Raw genomic sequence first — 21,472 nt, 5'->3', positions numbered from 1 at the left:
ACCCCACGCCCCGACGAACACCTACTCAAACCGATCCGGCAGCTCATCGAGTCGGTCAACGACACCCTGAAAGGCCAACTCGACCTGGAACTACACGGCGGCCGCAGCATCGAAGGCGTCGGCGCCGCACATCACCCAGCGCATCCTGGCCCTGACCGCCGCCATCTGGCACAACCGCAGTACCGGCCAACCCGTCACCCGATCCTTGACCGCCTACGACCACTGATCAGGGTTAGGACTTACTCGTCTAGATCCAACGCCGTTCAGTTAGGGCGGTGGCGGGTTCGTCAAGGGTCGCTGGTGATGACGTTGATGCTGGTGGTGGCTTTGTAGGTGCGGCGGTCGATCCGCGGTCCGCGGGCTTGGTACTTGGAGTTCGAGCGTTTGATCATGCGGGCCTTGATCCGGATGCGTCGATCGGGCAGCAGGTTCGTCAGGACGCGTTCACCGATGGCGCCGACCAGGTCGATGACGGTGTCGGCGATGACGCCGGCGGCGTGGACGACCTGGTCGCGGGCGGCGTGCAGGGCGGTGGTGAAGCTGGCCCGGTCCGGGTCGAGGCCGGGCCTGTTGTCGGTGGCGTCGACCATGGCGGTGCGGAGCACCTGGTAGATGATCAGCAGGGCGTGGATCTCCTGGTCGATGCCGTCGGGGGTGCGGGCGCGTAGGACCCGGCCGCCGAGGATGGTGGACTTGAGTTCCAGGTAGGCGGTCTCGATTTCCCATCGCTGGTGGTAGAGGCGGACGAGGTCGTCGGCTGGGTAGCGACGTGGGTCGAGCAGGGTGGTGATCAGCCGGTAGTCGCTGGTGTGGTTGCCGGCGGTGGTGGTGATGCTGATGCGGGCCTCGATGACGCGGACGTGTTGGCCGCCGATGATCGACAGCCAGGATCCGTCGTGACAGCGGTGGATCAGCGGCAGCTTGCGGCCGTTTTTGCAGCGGATCAGCAGGTCCGCTCCGGTCGCGGTGAACGTGGTGATCAGGTCGGCGGCGGCGTAGTTGCGGTCGGCCAGCAGCAGCATTCCGGCGCGTAGGCTGCGGGTCAACCGGTGGGCTTGGCTGATCTCGCCCGTGGTGCTCGGGTCGAACACGGCGTCGATAACCGAGCGGGTGCCGCACGTCAGTAGCGCGCTCAGCCGCAGTATCGGGTAGCCGGAGCCGCCGTGGTTGCACCGTTGTTTGACATAGCGACGCAGGTTGGCCGGCGAGTCCGCGACAGCGATGACGGTTCCGTCGATAACGACCGGCAGCAGACCCCGCCACCACACCGCAGCGACAGCAGTGGTGGCCGCCGGGCCGCGCAGCAGGTCGAACAAGGCCCGCAACGGGGCCGGGCCGAGTCGTTGCCGGGCCTGCCGCAACGCGCTGCCGCTGGGATCAGGCACCGACAGCCCACAAAGGCCGGCGACGAGTTTCGCCCACACCTGCCGGTAGCCGAGGTCGGCGAACAGACAGCCGGCCAGCAACAAATACACCACGACCCGGGCCGGCAACAGGCGGACCCGCCGCTGCGTACGCCGGGTCGCGGCCAGCACGTCATCGACCATCTCGAACGGCACAAGGCGGGTCAACTCACCGAGATGACCGGCTGCGAACGGCCCGGCAGCTACCGTGACCGTCCGTGTTATGGCAATCTGATCCACCGAGCGGGGTTCCTGGTTCGGGTTGTCTTGGAGTGACAAACCTTGATACCGGAACCCCGCTTCTCACACCCTGATCAACACACCCCTTGACCAGCCACGCCCACGCCTAACTGAACGGCGTTGCGTCTAGATCAGGAGAGGAGCCCGACCTTCACCGCGAGGTCGCGGGCGCCGACACGGGTGGAACGTGGGCCATCGAGCAAGTCCAAGGTGATCTGGCGGGCGTACCCGTTGAAGCGGATCGTCTCCGGGGCCGACTCGTAAGCCTGGCGGAGGGTCGTCACGGCCGCTTCCTTGTCGTCCTTGCCGTAGTGCGCCCGCGCGACCTCGATGAGATGGCGTGCCCGGCGCGGCCTCGACGGGATCGCCGCCGAATCATGACGGCGCGCCTGCCGCACCGCCTCACCGGACTTCTGCAACTCCACCGCCACGGTCACCGCGTGAGCGCCCATGATGACCCGGGAGAACGATGTCTGCGGCTGATAGAAGCCCTGCGGCAGGCGCTGCGCCACTCGGTCCGCGCGATCCCAGTACCGCCAAGCCCGGCCCTCCTCACCAGCACGAGCGGCGGTGTAGGCAGCCTCGAAGTTCAGCGCACCCCAAAGCGCCAGCAAGTTCGTGTTTCCGTCGGCTGTCCGCGACTCCAAAGCCGACAGGACGTCCAGGGTCACCGCCATCGCGGTTTCCCAGTCACCGGCGTCCCGATGCACCTGGCACAGGAACCATCCCGCGCATGCCACCGCCTCCGGATCACCAGACTCCTGCGCCGCCACCATCGCCCGATCCGCGACCCGCCACAACAGCTCGGCGGCGGGTTGGTAAGCAAGGAACATCTGGGTCAGCCCGAGCGTCTCCGCCAACAGGGCCTGCGCCTGCCGGCGCTCGTCACCCTCGTACGCCAACGCGGCGCGCTGTACGTCGCGCAGCAGCCCCGGCAACAACCCGCCCAGCACCGTACGGTGATCGGACGCCTGATGGCGCGCCCGCCATGCCACCGCAAGCCGCTCTCTCAAGCTCGTCAACGACTCCGCGCAAGCCTCGTCGGAGAGTACGAAGCGGTTGACGGCGTCCCGTACCGACGCAAGCGCCGGATGCTCCGGCCCATTGACCATGGCAGACCGGTCGCTCAGTTCCCCGGCCAAGGCAGACACGTCGACCTTGAGCGCGCGCGCGATGCGATCGAGCATGTGAATGCGCGGCGGCAGGATTCGGTCCGTCTCCACCGCCTTGACCCACTCGGCGCTGCGGCCCACCAACCCACCAAGCACCGCGCGAGTCTTCCCGGACCGCTCCCGGTAGACCTTCAACCGCTGCCCGAAGGTCAGTTCCGGCAAGGAATCCATCCCGAACCTCCTCGTAGCGCGGGATGCACCATCGGCACCCGGGGCCGTCGTCCCACCAACGCTACCGACCAGCCCGCGCCCTCATAACCCCTCACACACCGGCTCGCCGCGATCCACGGCGGCGCAGGAACGTCCCTAGACCCCTCGCTTGTAAGTTCTGGGCGCTCCGTCCGGCGGGGTCCGTTCATGTCTGCGACCTCGGGCGGCTGTCCGTGATCGGCCGCCGGCGGCTGCCCTTGTCCCGGTCGGTTGCTGTCGGCGCTACTGCCGCACACGCGGCTCGATCAAAAGTGGGTAGCGGGCATCAAGTGAAATAGACTTGTGCCTACTCCGCCGCGTTCGCGCCGCCGTCGGTTTGCCAGCAGCCCGGTCTCAACGCTCGCCCCTCGGAGGCTTCGTGCCCGCACCGCCCGACCGCCAAGTGTGAAGCACGACCCCTGGCAACGAGTGCTCGCGATCGGCAGCCTCGTCTCGGTGCTCTTCGTCGGCATCGGGCTGTACATCACGAACGAGGCCAACCGAGAGCAGCAGCGCCTCACCGAGCAGGGGCAGATCACCGAGCGGTTCACCACAGCAGTCGAGCAGCTGGGACAGCCGGGTCCGGAAAAGGTCGATGTTCGCCTCGGTGCCATCTACGCGTTGGAACGCATCATGCGGGACTCTGCCGTCGACCATCCGGCTGTCGTCCAGCTGCTCGCCGCCTTCGTTCGGGTCCACGCCCCCGCGCCCAACCTGAGCCCCAGTCCGCCGAGTCAGTTGGCAAAGCCGCCGACTCCCCCTCCGCCCCCGGTCGACATCCAGGCCGCTCTGACTGTGCTCGGCCGCCGTGAAGCCAATCGGGACCGGATCGGAATCGGCGACGACATCGACCTCTCCCATACGAGCCTGAGAGGTGTAGACCTGCATGGGGCGAGCCTGAGAGGTGTAGACCTGAGCGGGGCGGACCTGTCCGGCGCGGACTTGAGCGGGGCGGACCTGAGCGCCACGGGCCTGAGCGGGGCGAATCTGATTGGCTCAGACCTCGGCGGCACGAACCTGAACACCGCGTTCCTGCTGAACGCGGACTTGCGCTACGCAGACCTGGCAAGCGCCGAATTGTGGGGGGCGGAGCTGTCCGGTGCGAAGTTGGCTGACGCAGACCTTCGGAATGCAGACGTCGGCGAGGCAAACGGCGTGACCACTGAGAGTGTGCGGTTCGCGTGCATTGGCTTCGGCACGACGTTGCCGCCCGGGGTGGTTAGCCCACGCGATCAGGAGTCCAAGGCTCACTGCCGCCCTCAGGAGTGGAAGTTGCTACCACCGAGGTTTTCTGAACGCAAGGCCGCGGCCGACAACGTGCGATGGGGGCTCGACGACGCTCCTCTGAGATGGTGGCGCGACGTCGGCGGTCTGTAGCCGTTCGCGACGGCCGTGATTCGCTGGGGGTGAGTGGTATGACTCCGGCATCGCGTTTGCAAATCCGCTTGCTTCTCGACTAGACACGTTGGTAGTTGGCCCGGCCTCGCCTCGCGCCTAACTTGATCTTTAACCTGTGCGGCGTTGGACGGAGGGCGAAGTCGGCGCGTAGGGCGGTGTAGACGTCGCGGACGATGTAGCGCTTCAGGCAGCGCAGGATCTCTTGTTTGCTGAGGCCTTCGCTGGTGCGTCGTTGCTGGTAGGCGCGGGTGCGTGGGTCGTAGCGCATGCGGCAGAGGGCGATGGTGTGCAGGGCGTGGTTGGCGCCGCGGTCGCCTCCTCGGTGGAGGCGGTGGCGGCGCACCCGTCCGGTGTCGTACTCCGATTGACCGCTGCCGGTTTGACTTCACATGATGGGCGACATGGTCAGTTGGCGTCGGCGTCTGCCGGGCTTCCGCGTGTCGGCGGCGCAATGCGACATGTGCCGACGCTTCGCGGTCCAGCCATCGCCGCCCGGCCAGCAGACGACGGTCGGCTTCGCACCGTCACGTCCACGCGAGCTGGAGCCGCTCAACGCCCTACGCCACCCGATCGCCGGCAGCAGCAACGGGTGGTTCGTGTGGCGCGGCCCTGCGATCCCTCAGGAAGACGACAAGTTCTTCGCACCCTTGCATGTTGAGCACCTGGACGAATACGCCCCGGAGCTTGGGCCGTACCTTGCACTTCCGCCAGGTTGGGGCGTGGTGCTGGCACCGGATTACGAGGACGTCTGGTACGACGAGACTCTCCTCGACGTCTGACCTCGGCACGAGCCACACCAATCCCGCAGGTAGGTCAGCCGTAGCCGATCATGTAATGAAGTGGTTCACGGTCACCCAGTTGCTCTCCAAGTTCCGCGCGCCCTCCCATCACTTCCGCGCTCGGCAGATCGCTTGACAAGGTCCCTGTCGGCGACAAGACAGCATGAATACCCAGTCGGACGATGGTGCCATTAATCGCACTGTGGGCCTAGCCCATGCAACCAAGATGACTTAGTGTTATCCCGGTATGTCACGAGCCGAACGATGGGTGTGTCCGGTGGATTCGAACATGGTATTGCAAGAAGAGGCGCCGCGTTCGGCCGAATTCTTGGTTGCCGAGGTCTTCGTTCGCGAGCTATTCGGCAGGTATACCTACAGCATCAGCACGTCAGGCTCCGACGGCGCCCCAACCGCTCCACCGCTAATGCTCTTGTACGGTCCCAACGGATCGGGAAAGACTACCGTCCTTCGCTTGCTGTTGCATCTCTTGTCCCCAGCAGGGGACCAAGGACATCGAACTGCCCTCGCCGGCACCCCGTTCCGCCAGATGGCAGTGAAGCTAGGAGACGGAACTCAAATCTCCGTAGACAAGGAAAGCGGACTTACGGGGTCCTACACCGTTACAGTAAAGCGCAAGAGCAGAATCTTGGTGAGGCAGGCATACCATTACATCGAGGCGCAGCGAAATGTCGTACCAGTAGAGACGAAGCGCGTACGGCGGAAAGAGTTCGAAGAGTCGCACGCCTACCGACTAGCCATGCAGTTAAGCATGGCAGATAATGTCCAAGAAGAGATTTTCGCCCTGCCTGACGCACCGGACTACTACCTTGATTTTCTGACAGAACTTGGCGTCAAGCCAATTCTGTTGGGTGACGACCGGAAGATTTACTCGGACGATTCCGAGCCCATACGACGGAGGCGCCCAGAGGGAGACCGACGGCATCACGAGGGCGTACCGATCGTTGCCGAACTAACTTCATCACTCAGCCAGACAACCGAATGGTTGAGGCAACAAATCCTAAGCGGGGCGGCGCAAGGCGCCCGTGGAGCCGACGAGGTTTACCGTGAGGTCCTTACTCAGTTGGGAAAGGTCACCGAACCGGAGGAACTCCCGGACATCGCGGCCTTACGTCGTCGCCTTGTCGACCTAGACCAACGAAGCAAGCGCTTCAGCGAGTTCGGCCTAACCACTCATTTCGATAGCGAGTCGATGCTTCGAATGCTGGCCGACACTCCAAACTCTAGACTTGGACTCGTCGCAAACATCCTCGATCCCTATATCACAGGGCAAGACGCACGTCTCGACTCACTCCAACCCACAGAGAAGCTCGTACGGACATTTGTCAATTACTTGAACGACTACTTCGACGACAAATTCGTCATATTCACACCACGTGCCGGAATTAGAATTCGCAGTGACGACACTCCCATTCCCGCCCACAGGCTCTCGTCGGGTGAGAGGCAACTTCTCCTGCTCCTGTGCCGCGCACTCCTATCGCGGCAAGCGACAACGCTATTCATGATTGACGAACCCGAACTCAGCCTGAACGCAAAGTGGCAGCGCCGCCTAGTTCAGACCCTGCTTGATCTTGTAGAAGGCTCGAACGTCCAATTCATGATGGCAACTCACTCGATCGAGATCATCACTAAACACCGTCCGTATCTCGCACAGCTCAGGGCCACCGAATGATTCACGACAGTGACGGCACGCGGCGAACAATCGATGAGCTCATTACTTTGCACGAGGTAGAGGCTGGACTGCACGAGATTTACGTCGAAGGCAGAACGGACGCCGGCCTTATCGAATGGTTCCTGAGGCGCCAGCAAACGGCTGCAGCTGTTTTCGCCGTCTCCGATCGAGTCGAAGTAGATTTCGACGTTTGTCAGTACGGAGTGGAGTTCGGCGAGAAGGGGAAGGTGGTAGCGGTCGCTCGACGGCTCTCTGAGAAGGGCGCCGACAAAACCTTTACCTGCATCGCGGACGCCGATTACTGGCATAGTTTGGAATCGCCGCCGGCCGCCGCAGAAAGCGTGCTCCTAACGGATTACACCGACGTCAACATGTACTGCTTCAACGAGCACGTAATTGGTAAGTTCCTACTCGTCTGCCTCCGGGCACCACACGAACTCAAACCCCGCATGGTTCTCTCGACGATTACTCCCCTCCTTCAGGCGCTTTTCGTGCTTCGTTGGCTGATGCGGCGCGAACTTCCCGACCTCAAACTGGTGTCGCGGGTAGACCGTCGCATCGCTCTAAGCGGCGGCACGGTAGCCCTAAATGTAGCAAAACTGCTGGAGGACTCGATATCCGCTTCCAACGACCCTCAGGCGCGACAAATCAGCAAGGAGGCGGTGTTAGCCGCCCATCAGAGGATCGTAGAACGCATTGCTGACGACCCACGGAAATGGGTTAACGGGCATGACTTCGTTCGCTTTCTCTGCTTTTACCTGGAAAAGTTCCATTCCGAGCTATTGAAGGACGACCGCAAGGACATGAGGAATCCCGTAACGGCCAAGTTGACGTTGCTGGGCTGCCTGGACGCTCATGACCTAGCGGCGGAGGGGCTCTTCCGCAGGTTGCTGCTCCGTCTCGCTGGCACTGAGGAGCCGCACGACTACAGACCGCGGCCACGCACAAGCGTTGAAGCGCTTGCTCCGCACGATTAAGTTAAATGAGCCGTTTTCATCCTGGGTAGCGGTTCGCTTCGACGTGGTGCAGGACGAGGATGGCCTGCACGATCGCGGTGGTGCGGCGCGGGCAGCATCGCAGTTTGGCCAGGATTTTCCAGGTCTTGAGGGTGGCGATGGCTCGTTCGCCGCGAGCGGGGATTTTCGCGTGCGCCCGGTTGATCGTCTTCTGCCGGCGTGACAGCTTTGGCCGGAAGCGGCGCCGCTTGAACGGTGTGCGCACGCTGCCTCGAGGCGCCTTGGTAGCCCTAATGGGTTCAGAGCGGGTCGGGCTCTTGCCCCGACTCCTTTGGTATCCCCGGCACTCGATGCCTCGTCACAAGGCGGGAGCTTCGGCAGGGCCCGACCCATTCGGTGAAGCCGGATCCGCTTGGATTCGTCCGTGGTTCGAGCCCGCCAGCACGGAACATCCCTCGGTCATCCGGGGCCAGGAGCCCTCGACGTAAGACGGGGAGCCGTGCCGGTCGCTGGGATCAAGGACGGCTCATCGGATGTCAGGCCATCGAGCCTTTCCATTAGGGCGCCGCGCGATCCCGGTCAGGGCAAGGACCAGCCCGACCCCCGGCATGGAGGACATATTGAAGGTCACCTGCGGCATCGACTGGGCCGAGAAGCACCACGACATCGCGCTCGTCGACGACAACGGCACTCTGGTAGCCAAGGCCCGCATCACCGAGTCCGTCGAGGGCTTCCAGACGCTTCTGGCGATGCTGGCCGAAGCCGGCGACGACTGCGACTGCCCGATCCCTGTGGCGATCGAAACCCCGCGTGGCCTGCTGGTCGCAGCGCTGCGCGCCACCGGCCGCCCGATCTACCCGATCAACCCGATGGCCGTCGCCCGCTACCGGGAACGCTACTCAGCGTCGGGAAAGAAATCCGACCACGCCGACGCCGTCGTGCTGGCAAACATCTTGCGTACGGACATGCAGGTGCACCGGCCGCTGCCCGCCGACACCGAACTCGCCCGCTCGATCGCGGTCCTCGCTCGTGCCTGCCAGGACGCGACGTGGCGGCGCACCCGAGCCAGCAACGAGCTGCGGTCGCTGCTGCGCGAGTACTACCCAGCAATGCTCGAAGCGGCCGCCAACCGCAGCGGGAGCCTCGCTACCCCGCTGATCCGAGCCCTGCTCGAACTCGCCCCGACTCCCGCCGCAGCGCTCACGCTGTCCAAAGCCCGTATCGCCGCCGCACTGCGCCGGGCCGGCCGCTCCCGCAACATCGACCAGGTCACCGCCGAGCTTCACGCGATCCTGCGCCGGCCCCACCTGCGCCAGGCCCCGCTCGTCGAGCAAGCGATGGGCATCCAGGCACTGCGGCTGCTCGCCACGCTCACCACGGAATGCGCGAGCATCGACCATCTATCCGCGGCCGTCGAGACGGCGTTCCAGCAGCACCCGGACTACGAGATCATCACCAGCTTCCCTGGCATCGCAACCCAGGCCGGCGCCCGGCTACTGGGTGAGATCGGCGACGACCGAACCCGCTTCTTCGACGCGCGATCGTTGAAAGCTTTCGCCGGCGCGGCCCCGGTGACGCGTGCTTCCGGCCGCAGTCTGGTCGTCTCCCAACGCCGGATCAAGAACGACCGACTCGCCGCAGTCGGCTTCACCTGGGGGCTATCCGCGCTCAACCAGTCACCCGGCGCCCGAGCCCATTACGACCGCCGCCGCACCGCCGGCGACGGCCACGCCGCCGCCTTCCGGCACCTGTTCAACCGCTTCCTCGGATGCCTCCACCACTGCCTCAGCACACGGCAGCACTACCGAGAAACGACAGCCTTCCCGATCTCGGTCGAAGCCACCATCGCTGCTTGACAGCTACGCCCATCGGATGTCTTGTGTTGGCTGCGATGCCGCATCCAGAAGACCAGGTCGAGAACACGCAAGTCCGATATCTCCTCCGGCAATTCGGCCTGCGTCCGGAGTTCCGTTAGCCGCTGCACCAGCGCGCAATCGTCTTGGCGGAGACGGTCGTGCAGCCAGCGCCAGAACTTCTTGCGGGTCCCGAACGCGCACGCGACGATCTCGTCGTAGACGGGTACGAGCATCGGACGCTTCCGCGCTAGGAGTTTGCCCGCAATCACCCAACCGATGCCGTCGGCCCTCCTGAGCAGACGCCAAGCGCGGTCCGCATGGCTACCTTCTGTGACGAGGGCAAGAGCGCCTTCGGCGCTCAGTCCAATGCCAACCGGGATCCCCGCCAGCTGAGCCGAGACGTCCCGTCCGAGCCGTCCCTGCAGCAGGTCGAGCGCCGTCTGGGGAGGCACCCGGACGCTGAGCAGCTCGATCGCGATGAGGTCCTCCGCAGTGATGACATCCCGGGTCTCCGAGCGGCCCCCACCGCCACCCAGTCGTTCGAACTGGCTGCCGGTACGAGGTGTACCGCCATCAACGCCGAAGTACGCCTGCAAGTCGGGGACTGACCGAGGATCATCCAGAACCTTTAGGATCTCGGCGAGGGTCAACGGTCGCCTCATGCGCCACCACCGATCGCGACACGCCGTCGAATCTCCTTCAGCGACACCACATCACCCACGCAGGCGTCCTCGGCCGACCAGAAGTCCAGCCCGTCGGTTGCCCGGCGCGTGGCGGTGATCTCAGGCCCGTACACGTCGACCTTCACCGCCTCACCTGCGGCGCTGGGAGAGGCAAGAGTGCGGTCGCCATACCGGATGCTTCCATCAGCGAGCAGCTCCGCGACGAACTGCTTGCCGAGATACTTGGCGTAAAGCTTGCTGCCCGGACGTAGCCGACCGGCTCGGAGCAAGTCGATCATCTTGGTCGCGCGTTCCGCGCCCGAGACCTGCCGCTTGGGCGTACGGCTCCTCGCACCCGCGATCGGCGATGTCCGTGGTGGCGGCACCACCGCTGCAGGAACGCTTTCTGCCAACGGCAGGCCAGGGCCGGTGAAGCGGGTGGTAGGGCCAACTCCGGTCCCGGGCGCGGCGGACGACGGGAAGTCGAAGGTGGCACGAACACGGATGAGGCTGGATCGGATCTCGTCCCGGCTCAGTCTGGGTAGACGGCGGTCAAGCATCGCCACAAGTTCCGCAGCCGGCTCACCGGAGCCGAAGAGGTCCTGCAGTTCCCGATGCACCTGCCGGTCGACGAAGTACCCCTTCCACAACTCTTCGATCCGGTTGTCCCGCATGTTGTCCTTGCTGAGCAGTGACAACAGCTCGACGGCAGCGTCGGTGTCGTCTTCTAGGCGGACCGCCCGGAACAGCTTGTGTTCGATGGGTACAGGCGCGTGAGCGTTGTAGACGCGCCACTCCGAGCCGTCCGTCAACGCCACCCATTCAACCCCCGCGGCCGTGGCGTAGGCGACGGTCTGATTGGCCCATCTCGGGTCGTCGAGGTTCTCTCCGAGCCCTTTTGCTTCGATGAACAATCGTGGAGTGCGGAGCAGCAGCAGAGCGTAGTCGACGGGGTTGTCCGCACCGCGCCGCCGGTACTCGCGGTGCACCTCGTCAGGATCGAACAAGTCCCACCCGAGGGCCCCGATGACCGGCTCAATCAACCCGGCCTTGGTGTTCTGCTCGCCGATGCGCTGTTGTTGCCGGCGGAACCGCGCCGCTCGCTCGACGCACTGCTTGACCGTGTCTTCAAGTTCGAACACGCTCATCGCCCCTCACGCCCTTCGCTCTTCTCGTTTGGAACGCCTTCCTCCAGGCGATCGAGATGAACCAGCAACGCTTTAATCTCCGCCGCTGCAGGCGATTGCGGTCCGTACCTGGCGTCGACGTCCCGGAGCAGCTCAGTCAGTTTGTTTCGGGCGGCGGCCACGTCGCCGACGCCGGCAGCGAGCATGGCAATCTGTTGCCGCAACGCGAACAGCTCGGGAGACTCCGGGGACGTTGTCCGCTGTCCCTCGGCCAGCAGCGCTTCCAGCTCACGGAGGGCCTCGGTCGCCTCTCCCAGCTCGGCCTGGCACATCGCCGCCTGCTGCCGGCACTGCCAGATCAGCTCCTGATCGGGGGTCGGACGTTGCGCCAGATCGGGTATGAGCCGCTGAAACTCGGCCAGCGCCTGCCGGAAGGCACCGGCGAGGACGTAGAGGTTGGCCAGGTGAAGCCGTAGTTCCAGGACCCTCGGCTGCTTGGCGGCGTGCCCCTTCCTGGCCGGGCGCAGCGCGGTTTCGAGCAGTTCGGCTGCTTGGGTGAACCGCTCCTCCTCGGCGAGCTCCCAGGCACGTGCCTCCACCTCGGCCAGCTCGTCGAGCGAGGGCGGTTCGATGAGCTCTGGGGCAACGCGGGGCCGAACGATGTCGATCCGGGTCGGCGGCGGCGTACGCGGGGGCAGCGGGCCGAAGGGATACCGGTGCGGCATCGTGGGGTCGATTGACTGGCCGTCAGCGACCGTCAGCGCCAAATCTTGGGCGATGGCGGGTTCGACGATGCCGAGCGGCGCGAGGATCTCGTACACCTCGGCGGCCGAGCTGGGGCGGTCCTGCGGGTCCTTGGCAAGCATGCGCGCGACGAGAATCACGAGGTTGTCGGGAACGCCGGCCCGATGCTCGGCCACCGAGGGGATCGGATCGTTCATGTGCCGGTGCAGCAGGCCGAGCGCCGTTTCGGCTCGGTATGGCGGGTTGCCGGTCAGCAGTTCGAACAGAACGCAGCCCAGCGCATAGAGGTCCGCTCTCGGCCCGACGGTGCTGTTGAGCGCCTGTTCCGGAGCCATGTAGGTGGGAGTGCCGAGAGTGTGGCTGGTGGCGGTCAGTCGCGGTACGTCCGGGCCGAGCAGGGCGGCCACACCGAAGTCCAAGACCTTGACCGAACCGGTGGGAGTGACCATGAGGTTCTGCGGCTTGAGGTCGCGGTGCACCAGGGAGGCGGCGTGCGCGACGGCCAGCACCGAGCAGATTTGCGCACCGATCGCCGCGGCCCACGGCACAGCGAGCTGGCCGCGTTCGGCGATCAGATCGGCGAGGACGATGCCCGGTACGAGCTGCATGACGATGTAGATGTCGTCACCGTGGTACCCGACATCGTGGACGCTCGGCACGCCCGGGTGGTCGAGTCGAGCGGTGACCCGGGCCTCCCGCATGAAGCGTTCGACCGCGTTCTCCCGCTCGCCTTCAGGGATGGCGAGCTTACGGAGGAACTTGATGGCGATGGGCCTGTCGAGCTTCTCGTCGAACCCGGCCCACACCTCCCCCATGCCGCCGTGACCGAGCGGGTACGTCAGCTCGTACCGGTCGGCGACACGTTCCTGCGCGCGCATCAAGCCCCCACCCTGCGTCGCAATCAGTTGCGAACATCGATCCCGCTAGTACTTGCCACCGTACAAGTCGTTCAGTCCCCGATAGGCGTCGAGCACTGCGGTCGTCTCGTCGGCGAGCTGCTCGCTCGCCGCTGACGGGCCGGACATCAGGTCGGCAGAGAGCTCGGCAAGTGCCTTCTCGGTACGTTGCAGGGTGTCGTCCAGCTCGCGATCCCTGATGTACGCCTCCCCGGACTCAGCCGCGGCCGTCAAATGGGCGACGAGTTTCGCGAGGTCGCCGTTGACCTCCTTCCATAGCGCCTTGGCCTGCTGCCGCTGATGCACGAAGTCGCGTTGCGAACGGCTGGAATCGTCAGAGACATGGTCCTCATGGCGCCCCAGCTCATCGCGCACCGCCCGGATCTCCTGCTTGCGGGCCAGGCTCTTCGCGCCGTCCCACAGGGCTTGCGCCAACAACTCGCCTGCCTCGTTGGGATCCACGAGTTCGTCTAGTGCGGGAAGGGTGCGGCCCACTCGCTCCGCCAAACCGACCAATGCCCGAAAAGACCGCTGTTCCTGTGGCGTGGTCAGCACGCGGTGGATCTCAGGGAAGCCTTTGAGATCCGGCATCCTCACTCTGGCCGGCCGCTCGGCAAGGACCGAGCCGACGATGGCCGCGGCTCCGAGCACAAGGGCACCGCTCACAATGATCGCCGCGTACCGGCTGCCGCCCACCATACAAAGGCCACCGGCGACCACCGCGATGAGCATGATCTGCTTGGTGGCTCGGCCATTCGCCGCGTCCGATGTCATCGGAGCTTCCGGGCTGGCATCGGTGACACTGCCCCACCGTTGCACGCGAGCACGACCGCTCACCCCCACCGAGGTGAGCGCGACCGCGGTCGTCTGTGCGTCACTCGCGATCCACAGATGGAACGACTGTTCTGACGAGTCCAAGGGGATGGATCGCCTTTCGTGATCGGGTGCGGCCGACGTATTCACTGCCGGCTGGTCGCTCAGGCGATGCCCTTGCGGCGGCGGATCATCTGGTACGCCTGGCGGCGCGCGAACTGGTTGAGCTGTGAGCGCAGGTTCTCGTCGTCGAGGTAGCGCTGCATGAGCTTGCCGTTGTCGTCGTGGCGGGACAGGATCACGTCCTCGATGCGCTTGTCGCAGACCACGCCGAAGTTGCTCTCGTCGTTGACCATGGCGGCGGCTTCGAGGGTGCCGTCCTCGGCCAGGGCGACGATCTGCTGCTCGACCCAGACCTTGTCAGCCTCGCCCAGCCCAATGCCGAACTTGTCGTTGAAGACGTCGATCAGCTCGGACAACGCCACCTTCTCGGGGTCATGTTGGCGGCCTGCTCCCCCGCCGACGAAGCCGGGCAGCATCTGCTCGCCCTCAGGCGACAGGGACGCGTCGTGCTCCCCGGTCTTGCTGACCCTCAGGTGGGTCAACTGCACCTCGCCGATGTCGACGGACGGGTCCTGCCGGCGCGGCAAACGGTTGAGCAGCGCCCGCCCGTATAGGTACAACCGTTCCAGGTCGGAGTCCTGGTAGGGGACGATCTGGCTGAGGAACGCGTACATGCGGGTGTAGTCGCGCAGGGCGGACCGGAAGTCGTCTGCGGCCTCTTGGTCCTCGTCGACCAGGGCCTTGAAGCGCTGCACGGCCGGCTCGGTGAAGCGGTAGAGGGAGGCGTGCGCGCGCTGGAGGGCGGTGTCGCTGGTCGCCTTGTGCTCCGCCGCGAGCAGCGCCTCGGCGTACGCCTGCATCTCGGAGTCGACGAGGACCGGGTAGCCGGTCACCGCATTCTGGGCGGTGTAGAGCAGGTTGGGGTCGGTGGGGGTGGTGGCGGCGGTTTCGAAGTACGGCTTGAACTGTTCGGCGATGTCGCCGGCCTCGTTGACGAAGTCGAGGACGAAGACGTCGCCCTGGGCCTTGAGCGGGTGGGTGCGGTTGAGCCGGGAGAGTGTCTGCACCGCGGCGACGCTCTTGAGCAGCTTGTCCACGTACATCGTGGTGAGCAGCGGCTGGTCGAAGCCGGTCTGGTACTTCTCGGCGACGACCAGGATCTTGTACTCGGTGTCCTGCTTGGCCTTGGGCGTGCCGGCGTACTTGTCGTCGGCGGCCGTGTAGGCGAACTTCTCGGGCAGCTCGCCCTCGCTGAACCCGTTGATCCGCGCCTCGGTGTGCTCGACGCCGTCGACCTCCAGGTCGCCGGAGAAGGCAACCAGAGAGTCGCAGCCGACGTAGCCCTGCATCTCGACGTACTTCTTGATGGCGGTGTGTAGGCGGACGGCGGCCTCGCGGGAGCCGGTGACCACCATGGCCTTGGCCCGGCCGCCGAGGCGCGGCCCGGTGTGCTTGCGGAAGTGCTCGACGATGATCTCCGCCTTCTGGGCCTGCATGGTGGGGTGCAGGCTGGCGAAGCGGGCAAGCTGGGCGCCGGCCTTCTTCGGGTCGACCTCCGGGTCGTCGGGGTTGGCGTTGGCCAGTTTCCAGTACGCCTTGTAGGTCAGGTAGTTGCGCAGCACATCGAGGATGAAGCCCTCCTCGATGGCCTGTCGCATCGAGTACGTGTGAAACGGCTGCGGATTGCCCGTGACCGGGTGCGGCGTGCCGAACAGCTCGAGGGTCTTCGGCTTCGGTGTGGCGGTGAACGCGAAGTACGACAGCGTCTCGTGCCGGCCGCGTGCGAGGGCCGACGCGGTGAGCAGGTCGCCCGACTCGTCCACGTCGTCGCTGCCGAGCTTGAGCAGCACCTTCTTCAGTGCGGCGGCCGAGTCGCCGGACTGCGACGAGTGCGCCTCGTCGACGATGACCGCGAACCGCTTGCCCTTGAGCCCCTGCACCTGGCTGAGGATGTAGGGGAACTTCTGCATCGTGGTGATGATGATCTTCGCGGCCTCACCTTTGAGGGCGGTGGCGAGCTGGGCGGAGTCCTTGTCGATTCGCTGCACCACGCCGGGCACGTGCTCGAACTGGAAGACGGTGTCCTGCAACTGCCGGTCGAGCACCACCCGGTCGGTGATGATGATGACCTTGTCGAAGACCGGCTCGTTGGGGCGCAGCCCCTTGGCCCGCGCGTCCTCGTCAAGGGCGGGCGCGGTGTGCAGGCTGGAGAGCCGGTGCGCCAGCCAGGCGATGGTGTTCGACTTGCCAGACCCAGCCGAGTGCATGACCAGGTAGTTGTGGCCGGAGCCGTTGCGGGCGGCGTGATCAGTGAGCTGGGTGACCGCGTGCCATTGGTGATAGCGCGGGAAGATCAAGGTCCGCGATTCCTTGTCGGTGTGCAGGAACCGCCGGACCAGGTCCATCCAGGTGTCCGGGTGCCAGATTTGCTCCCAGAGATAGGAGCTGCGGTAACCGGAAGCGCCCGCCGGCGGGTTGCCGGCGCCACCGGAGACGCCGGGCCCCTCGGAGCCAGTGTTGAAGGGCAGGAACCGGGTCTTGTCGCCCGCCAGCTTCGTCGTCACGAAGACGAGGTCGGGATCCACGGCGAAGTGCACGAGGGTACGCCGGGCGAAGAGCAGTTCCTTCGAGTCGCGAGTCTTGCGGTACTGCTCCTTGGCGTCCTCGACGGTCTGGCCGGTCAGGGGGTTCTTCAGCTCAGCAGTGGCGAGCGGGATCCCGTTGACGAAGAGGACCAGGTCGAGGGTGTTGTTGCTGCTCGTCGAGTAGGCGAGCTGGCGGGTGACGGTGAGGCGGTTGGCACGGTAGAGCTTTAGCGCGTCGTCGGTGATCGCGTGGGCGGGCTTGAAGTAGGCGAGCCGGATCAGGACACCCTTGTCCTTGACGCCTCGACGGAGGACGTGAAGAGGGCCGAGCTCGTCGATCTGCTTGGCCAGGTACTGGGCGAAGTGCCGCTGCGCCTCGTCGGGGTTGTTCCCGTGGTACGCGAGCAGCTTCGCCCACTCGTCAGACTGGGTCGCGCCGATGAATGCGAACAACTCGGCCGTGTCCAGCCCGAGCTGCCGGTCGTAGGTGCTGGCCGCCCCGCGCCGCCACCCCGAGCCGAGCAGGGCACCCCCGATTGCCGCCTCGAACGTCTGCTCTCGATGCACCGGTCTCATTCGTCGGTCCCCCGCGCCGTTCGCACATCAATCTGCCCCGTTGTCGCCGCCGTGATCAGTGCCTGGCGCCGCTCCGCCATCAGAGCGATCTGCTCGGTCAGCAAACGGCGTAGGTTGTCGACCTGCCGCTGTCTCTCGTCCAAGCGGGCCACAATCCTGTCCTGCTCAGGACGGGGCGGACATGGCACCTGCAACTCTAGAAGAGCGCCAATATTCACCCGCGAAAAAGTGCTTCCAATTTGCATCTGCTCGAGTTGCGGCGTTGCCACGCTATTCAAGACGTGCGTCAAGTAGAGCTGATTCTGATCACGACTTGTGATACGGCAAACATCCTGACCCATCGTGAATGGCTCGTCAGTATCAACATATGCAGCAATACCAACGGAGGCATTCCGACTGTAGACGATATCCCCTCGACGGGGCCGCCGCAGATCGTCAGCGAGATCACGGAAATCATCCTCACCGACAAATCGATGAGCCCGGGTCAAGTCAAGGCGACCTGGCGTAACGTCTCCTGGACTCACAACGGGATAACCATCGGCAACATAGGCAGGGGTGCGGTGTTTGCAATCTATGATTCGCCAGCGCCGCTTCAATGGCAGCATATCCCAGGTAGTAGGAAGTGCGTCGAATGCCGGGTGCCCCACTGCCCGGACATTCGCTCGATCATCTGTGCCACTCGTGACAAGCCCAATCACCTCGGTCCGCCACCGCTCGACGAGGAGTTCCCTCTGCCTCCGGCGGGCTTTCTCAAGGGCATCCAGGCGATTGAGTTCGGCGTCGAGGAAGTCGGCAAGGCACCTCTGCTCCTCTAACTCGGGAACGTGCACGATAAAGTTGGCGAGCGCATCGGACGACAACTCTTGAAAGGTGCTTCCTTGACCAAGAGATTGAAGCCGGGCTGCAGCGGCCGATAGTTGGTAGTAAAAAAAACGGATATCGAGTGGAACGGTCGGCACAAGCGCCCGACAGCCCTGATTGAAAGCCAATTCAGTACCGGCCATTGCGACATAGCCGATCGGTGCCCGCGTAGACAGGACAAGCGAGCCTGCAGGCACGATCCTGGATCCAGTTCGCGCACCCAGGAATGTAAGGGTGCGCTGAGTTCGAGAAATTGTGCGATCAGCGGCACCGACGTCGATTGGCGTCGCCCATGGGATTGGGCCATCCCAGTTCTCGTTCTCCGCTGTTGGAGTGCCACCATTTACAACTCGGAAGATGCGTCGCAGGGGCATGCTCTGCTCAAGAGTCATCGAGTAACCTCCGAGAGCAGGGATTGGATTTCTGCCTCCAACGCCTTCATTTCAGAGTCAATCTCACCGAGAGGACGCGGCGGCGTGTAGACGTAGAAGTGCCGCGTGAAGGGGATCTCGTACCCGATCTTGGTCTTTGTGTCGTCGATCCAGGCATCAGATGTGTGTGGGAGCACCTCGCGCCTGAGGTAGTCGTGGATGTCCTCGTCGAGTGGCATGTTCTCGTTGTCCCGCAGGTCGGGGTCCGGCAGCGGGTTACCCTTGCGGTCGGTCTGCACCTCCCCCTCCGGGTCGCTGACCGAGAACGCCTCCCACAAGGCCTTCTCCACCGCCGCCGGCAGCTTCCCCAGCCCGTTCAGCTTCATCGCGAACTGAGCACGGGTCCCAGACTTCAGCCCGATCAGCGACTTCGCCGCCGCCAGTAGCGACTCCCGCTCGGCGTGCTTGAGGACCGCCTTCGCCTCGGCGAGCAGCGCGATAGCCTCCTCGGTGACCTCGAAGCGCAGCCGGAGTGGGCGCTCGACGGTGATGCGTTGGTAGCCGAAGTCGGTGGTCTTGAAGACCTTCACCTTGGCGTGCTGCGGGTGCTCCGGGTCGTCCGCGATGGACAGCGCCTCCACGTACAGCTTGGTCAGCTCGTCGATGTGCTCGTCGGTGAGCATCTTGCGCTTGTCGCCGAGGCTCTTGCGCATTTTGGTCCAGTAGTCGCGGCCGTCGAGCAGCACGACCTTCCGCCGGCGGGCCGGGTCCTTCCGGTTGGTGAGGATCCAGAAGTAGGTGGAGATGCCGGTGTTGTAGAAGAGCTGGTCCGGCAGCGCGACGATGCCTTCGAGCAGGTCGTTCTCCAGGATCCAGCGGCGGATCTCCGACTCCCCCGATCCGGCGGCGCCGGTAAAGAGCGGCGAACCGTTGAAGACGATCGCCAGGCGGCTGCCACCGTCCTCGGGGCGCTTCATCTTGGAGATCATGTGCTGGAGGAAGAGCAGCGACCCGTCGTTGATCCGGGGCAGGCCGGCACCGAACCGGCCGGCGTGTCCGCGGGCCGCCTCAACCTGAATGAATGGAGCAACCTTCTTCCACTCCACGCCGAACGGAGGGTTGGCGAGCATGTAGTCGAAGCGCTCGCCTTCGTGGCCGTCCTGGCTGAACGAGTTGCCGAAGGCGATCTTCGTAGGGTCGCCGCCCTTGAGCATCATGTCCGACCGGCAGATCGCGTACGTCTCGCCGTTGAGCTCCTGCCCGTACACCTCGACGGTGGCGTGCGCGTTGTGGGCCTGGATGTGCTCCTGGGCCTCGGTGAGCATGCCGCCGGTGCCGCAGGCCGGGTCGTAGACCTTGCGGACAATGCCGGGGGTGACCAGGTCGTCCTCGTCGGGGGCGAGGAGCAGGTTGACCATTAGCTTGATGACCTCGCGGGGGGTGAAGTGCTCACCGGCGGTCTCGTTGCTGATTTCGGAGAAGCGGCGGATCAGCTCCTCGAAGACGTAGCCCATCTGGTGGTTCGAGACCACGTCCGGGTGCAGGTCGATGTCGGCGAACTTGGCGACCACCTGGTAGAGCAGCCCGGCCTCGGCAAGCCGGCTGATCTGGGTGTCGAAGCCGTACTTGTCCAGCACGTCGACGGCACCGGGCGAGAAGCCGCCGATGTAGCCGCGCAGGTTCAGGGCGACGTGGTCCTGGTCGCCGAGGAGCTTACGGAAGGACATTTCGCTGGTGTTGTAGAACGACAGCCCGGCGGCCTTGCGCAGCACCGGGTCCACGTTCTGCACACCCAGGTCCTTGAGGTGCTTGTGCCTGGCGAGCACCGCGTCCTTCGTCGGTTCGAGTACGCAGTCGAGGCGCCGCAGCACGGTCAGCGGGAGTATCACTCGTCCGTACTCGGACTGCTTGTAGTCGCCGCGGAGCAGGTCGGCCACCGACCAGATGAAGTTCGCCAGCTCTTGGTGCTTGGTGCTCACCAGGTTCCTTTCGATTGCCTTAAGTCAAGCAGTATGGCTGCTGCCCCTGCATCGTTGTAGCCCCCCTCCCGGGGCGGATCGTCGTCCAATCTGTCAGCGGAGGGAGGGGCCGGTAGCCCTTACTTGGGTGACTTCCGCCGAGCCGATCGTTGATCAGGGCGGAGCGCCCCGCGCGCCAGGCCGTCGGCGGTGAGCTGCACCAGATCCGCGCCAAGGGTCGCGGCCTGTCGGATTGCCGACTCGAAGGCGTCGAGCCGTCGGAACGCCTCGCCGTGCGCCCGCTGGTCGTCCAGCGTCATTCGCCGCACCTGCGCGCGCCGGATGTCGAAGCGCAGCGTCCCCGACAGGCTCGACGCCTGCTTCTCGTTCGCCGACGTACGCAACTGCCCTGCCAGGAACCACGAGTCCAGCGCCGCCGGGTTCGGCCGCAGCAGGTAGAGGTTGCGCCCCAGCAGTGCCCCCTCGGTGGTCACCACCCGGGCGGTGAGCTGCCGCGCGATCATCGGCACGACCACGTCTCCGACCGCCAACCGGATCTCCTGCCCGAGCCGGCCGTCGTCCCGGCCGGAGGGGCCTTCGCCGCTCAGCACGTCCTGCACGGTCAGCACCGGCGGCCCCCCCGCCGACGGCTCGCCGCCCTCGGTTGACGCGGCGCGGATCGGGCCGATCAGTTGCAGCGCGCCGGCCCGGGCCAGCTCCCCCACCGTCAGGAACTCCCCGTCCGGCCCCTCGGGCGCGGGCGTCACCTGCGGCATCAGCCCCGGCAAGTCGCCGACGATGGCGGCGAGGCGCTCTCTGGTGCGTACCAGATGCTCTCCGGTGGCCTCGCCCCCGACGGCGGGTTGGCGGCGCGCGGGGGTGAGGTCAACCTCCTCGTCGAGCAGCTCGATCACCGGGACGGCCCGGGCGAAGCCGGCCTCCTCGAGCTCGTTGTCGGGGGTGGCGGTGAAGGCCTGCCAGGTGTCGAGGATCCGCGAGTAGTCGCCGGTGGCGGCGTCGACCAGCAGGGTCCGCGCGGGTGGCGGCGCGTCGGGCGCGGGCCGCCGCAGCACCCACACGCAGGCCAGTCTGACGTTCAGCTTCTACGAGCCGGACGACTGGCGCGACCGGCT

The 21,472-nt window shown here is 65.2% G+C and carries 15 protein-coding genes and 3 pseudogenes; 6 read left to right on the top strand and 12 right to left on the bottom strand.

The features are described 5' to 3' along the window. A pseudogene (locus tag ACWEVO_RS07310) lies at positions 1-226 on the top strand (IS982 family transposase); the annotation flags it as partial. A 61-nt stretch (positions 227-287) separates the two neighbouring features. Here ACWEVO_RS07310 and ACWEVO_RS07305 read toward each other — a convergent pair. Further along, a complete protein-coding gene (locus tag ACWEVO_RS07305) occupies positions 288-1,643 on the bottom strand; it encodes an IS4 family transposase (protein WP_452306699.1) in 1,356 nt (451 codons plus the stop codon). A 131-nt stretch (positions 1,644-1,774) separates the two neighbouring features. Further along, complete coding sequence (locus ACWEVO_RS07300; RefSeq protein ID WP_452306698.1) at positions 1,775-2,986, bottom strand: helix-turn-helix domain-containing protein; 1,212 nt, start codon at positions 2,984-2,986, stop codon at positions 1,775-1,777. Between the two features lie 423 nt (positions 2,987-3,409). On the opposite strand from ACWEVO_RS07300, the gene ACWEVO_RS07295 reads away from it, so the two are divergent. Beyond that, positions 3,410-4,381, top strand: a complete 972-nt coding sequence (locus ACWEVO_RS07295; protein ID WP_452306697.1) for a pentapeptide repeat-containing protein — start codon at positions 3,410-3,412, stop codon at positions 4,379-4,381. A gap of 154 nt (positions 4,382-4,535) precedes the next feature. Here ACWEVO_RS07295 and ACWEVO_RS07290 read toward each other — a convergent pair. Beyond that, positions 4,536-4,754, bottom strand: a pseudogene (locus tag ACWEVO_RS07290) (transposase); the annotation flags it as partial. Between the two features lie 40 nt (positions 4,755-4,794). Here ACWEVO_RS07290 and ACWEVO_RS07285 point away from each other — a divergent pair. The 3 genes from ACWEVO_RS07285 to ACWEVO_RS07275 all read left to right on the top strand — a co-directional run bounded on the left by ACWEVO_RS07285 (position 4,795) and on the right by ACWEVO_RS07275 (position 7,848). Continuing rightward, positions 4,795-5,181, top strand: coding sequence for an immunity protein Imm33 domain-containing protein (locus ACWEVO_RS07285; protein WP_452306696.1), 387 nt, complete (start codon positions 4,795-4,797; stop codon positions 5,179-5,181). Positions 5,182-5,428: 247 nt separating this feature from the next. After that, positions 5,429-6,871 carry an AAA family ATPase gene (locus ACWEVO_RS07280; protein WP_452306695.1) on the top strand — a complete coding sequence of 481 codons (1,443 nt, stop codon included), beginning with the start codon at positions 5,429-5,431 and terminating at the stop codon, positions 6,869-6,871. Then, positions 6,868-7,848, top strand: a complete 981-nt coding sequence (locus ACWEVO_RS07275) for a hypothetical protein (RefSeq protein WP_452306694.1) — start codon at positions 6,868-6,870, stop codon at positions 7,846-7,848. The genes ACWEVO_RS07280 and ACWEVO_RS07275 overlap by 4 nt, the downstream gene beginning before the upstream one ends. A 16-nt stretch (positions 7,849-7,864) precedes the next feature. On the opposite strand, the pseudogene ACWEVO_RS07270 reads toward ACWEVO_RS07275, so the two are convergent. Continuing rightward, positions 7,865-8,117: pseudogene (locus ACWEVO_RS07270) on the bottom strand (transposase family protein); the annotation flags it as partial. 318 nt (positions 8,118-8,435) lie between these two features. Here ACWEVO_RS07270 and ACWEVO_RS07265 point away from each other — a divergent pair. Continuing rightward, positions 8,436-9,683 (top strand): IS110 family transposase, encoded by a 1,248-nt coding sequence (locus tag ACWEVO_RS07265; protein WP_452306693.1) that lies wholly within the window; start codon positions 8,436-8,438, stop codon positions 9,681-9,683. Here the strand turns inward: ACWEVO_RS07265 and ACWEVO_RS07260 are convergent. The 8 genes from ACWEVO_RS07260 to ACWEVO_RS07225 all read right to left on the bottom strand — a co-directional run bounded on the left by ACWEVO_RS07260 (position 9,629) and on the right by ACWEVO_RS07225 (position 21,418). After that, complete coding sequence (locus ACWEVO_RS07260) at positions 9,629-10,333, bottom strand: DUF6308 family protein (RefSeq protein WP_452306692.1); 705 nt, start codon at positions 10,331-10,333, stop codon at positions 9,629-9,631. The genes ACWEVO_RS07265 and ACWEVO_RS07260 overlap by 55 nt on opposite strands. Positions 10,334-10,341: 8 nt before the next feature. Then, the gene (locus tag ACWEVO_RS07255) at positions 10,342-11,493 is read right to left on the bottom strand and encodes a restriction system modified-DNA reader domain-containing protein (protein ID WP_452306691.1); all 1,152 of its coding nucleotides are present in this window, start codon (positions 11,491-11,493) and stop codon (positions 10,342-10,344) included. After that, positions 11,490-13,094, bottom strand: a complete 1,605-nt coding sequence (locus tag ACWEVO_RS07250) for a protein kinase domain-containing protein (protein WP_452306690.1) — start codon at positions 13,092-13,094, stop codon at positions 11,490-11,492. The genes ACWEVO_RS07255 and ACWEVO_RS07250 overlap by 4 nt, the downstream gene beginning before the upstream one ends. A gap of 45 nt (positions 13,095-13,139) precedes the next feature. Beyond that, entirely contained in the window at positions 13,140-13,886 is a 747-nt protein-coding gene (locus tag ACWEVO_RS07245) for a hypothetical protein (protein ID WP_452306689.1), read from the bottom strand. A 203-nt stretch (positions 13,887-14,089) separates the two neighbouring features. After that, entirely contained in the window at positions 14,090-17,149 is a 3,060-nt protein-coding gene (locus tag ACWEVO_RS07240) for a type I restriction endonuclease subunit R (RefSeq protein WP_452306688.1), read from the bottom strand. Beyond that, positions 17,146-18,402 (bottom strand): restriction endonuclease subunit S, encoded by a 1,257-nt coding sequence (locus ACWEVO_RS07235; RefSeq protein ID WP_452306687.1) that lies wholly within the window; start codon positions 18,400-18,402, stop codon positions 17,146-17,148. Before ACWEVO_RS07235 ends, ACWEVO_RS07240 begins: the two co-directional genes overlap by 4 nt. Next, positions 18,399-20,360 carry a type I restriction-modification system subunit M gene (locus tag ACWEVO_RS07230; RefSeq protein ID WP_452306686.1) on the bottom strand — a complete coding sequence of 654 codons (1,962 nt, stop codon included), beginning with the start codon at positions 20,358-20,360 and terminating at the stop codon, positions 18,399-18,401. The genes ACWEVO_RS07235 and ACWEVO_RS07230 overlap by 4 nt, the downstream gene beginning before the upstream one ends. Positions 20,361-20,479: 119 nt before the next feature. Continuing rightward, positions 20,480-21,418 (bottom strand): hypothetical protein, encoded by a 939-nt coding sequence (locus ACWEVO_RS07225; RefSeq protein ID WP_452306685.1) that lies wholly within the window; start codon positions 21,416-21,418, stop codon positions 20,480-20,482. Positions 21,419-21,472 lie beyond the last annotated feature (54 nt).

It is taken from the genome of Micromonospora sp. NPDC003776, assembly GCF_053605645.1.
This window is presented reverse-complemented; position numbering and strand designations above follow the sequence as displayed.

Coding starts and splice junctions, on each gene's coding strand:
- ACWEVO_RS07300 (WP_452306698.1), bottom strand. CDS start 2,986: ATGGATTCCTTGCCGGAACTGACCTTCGGGCAGCGGTTGAAGGTCTAC.
- ACWEVO_RS07285 (WP_452306696.1), top strand. CDS start 4,795: ATGGGCGACATGGTCAGTTGGCGTCGGCGTCTGCCGGGCTTCCGCGTG.
- ACWEVO_RS07280 (WP_452306695.1), top strand. CDS start 5,429: ATGTCACGAGCCGAACGATGGGTGTGTCCGGTGGATTCGAACATGGTA.
- ACWEVO_RS07275 (WP_452306694.1), top strand. CDS start 6,868: ATGATTCACGACAGTGACGGCACGCGGCGAACAATCGATGAGCTCATT.
- ACWEVO_RS07265 (WP_452306693.1), top strand. CDS start 8,436: ATGGAGGACATATTGAAGGTCACCTGCGGCATCGACTGGGCCGAGAAG.
- ACWEVO_RS07255 (WP_452306691.1), bottom strand. CDS start 11,493: ATGAGCGTGTTCGAACTTGAAGACACGGTCAAGCAGTGCGTCGAGCGA.
- ACWEVO_RS07250 (WP_452306690.1), bottom strand. CDS start 13,094: ATGCGCGCGCAGGAACGTGTCGCCGACCGGTACGAGCTGACGTACCCG.
- ACWEVO_RS07245 (WP_452306689.1), bottom strand. CDS start 13,886: ATGACATCGGACGCGGCGAATGGCCGAGCCACCAAGCAGATCATGCTC.
- ACWEVO_RS07240 (WP_452306688.1), bottom strand. CDS start 17,149: ATGAGACCGGTGCATCGAGAGCAGACGTTCGAGGCGGCAATCGGGGGT.
- ACWEVO_RS07235 (WP_452306687.1), bottom strand. CDS start 18,402: ATGACTCTTGAGCAGAGCATGCCCCTGCGACGCATCTTCCGAGTTGTA.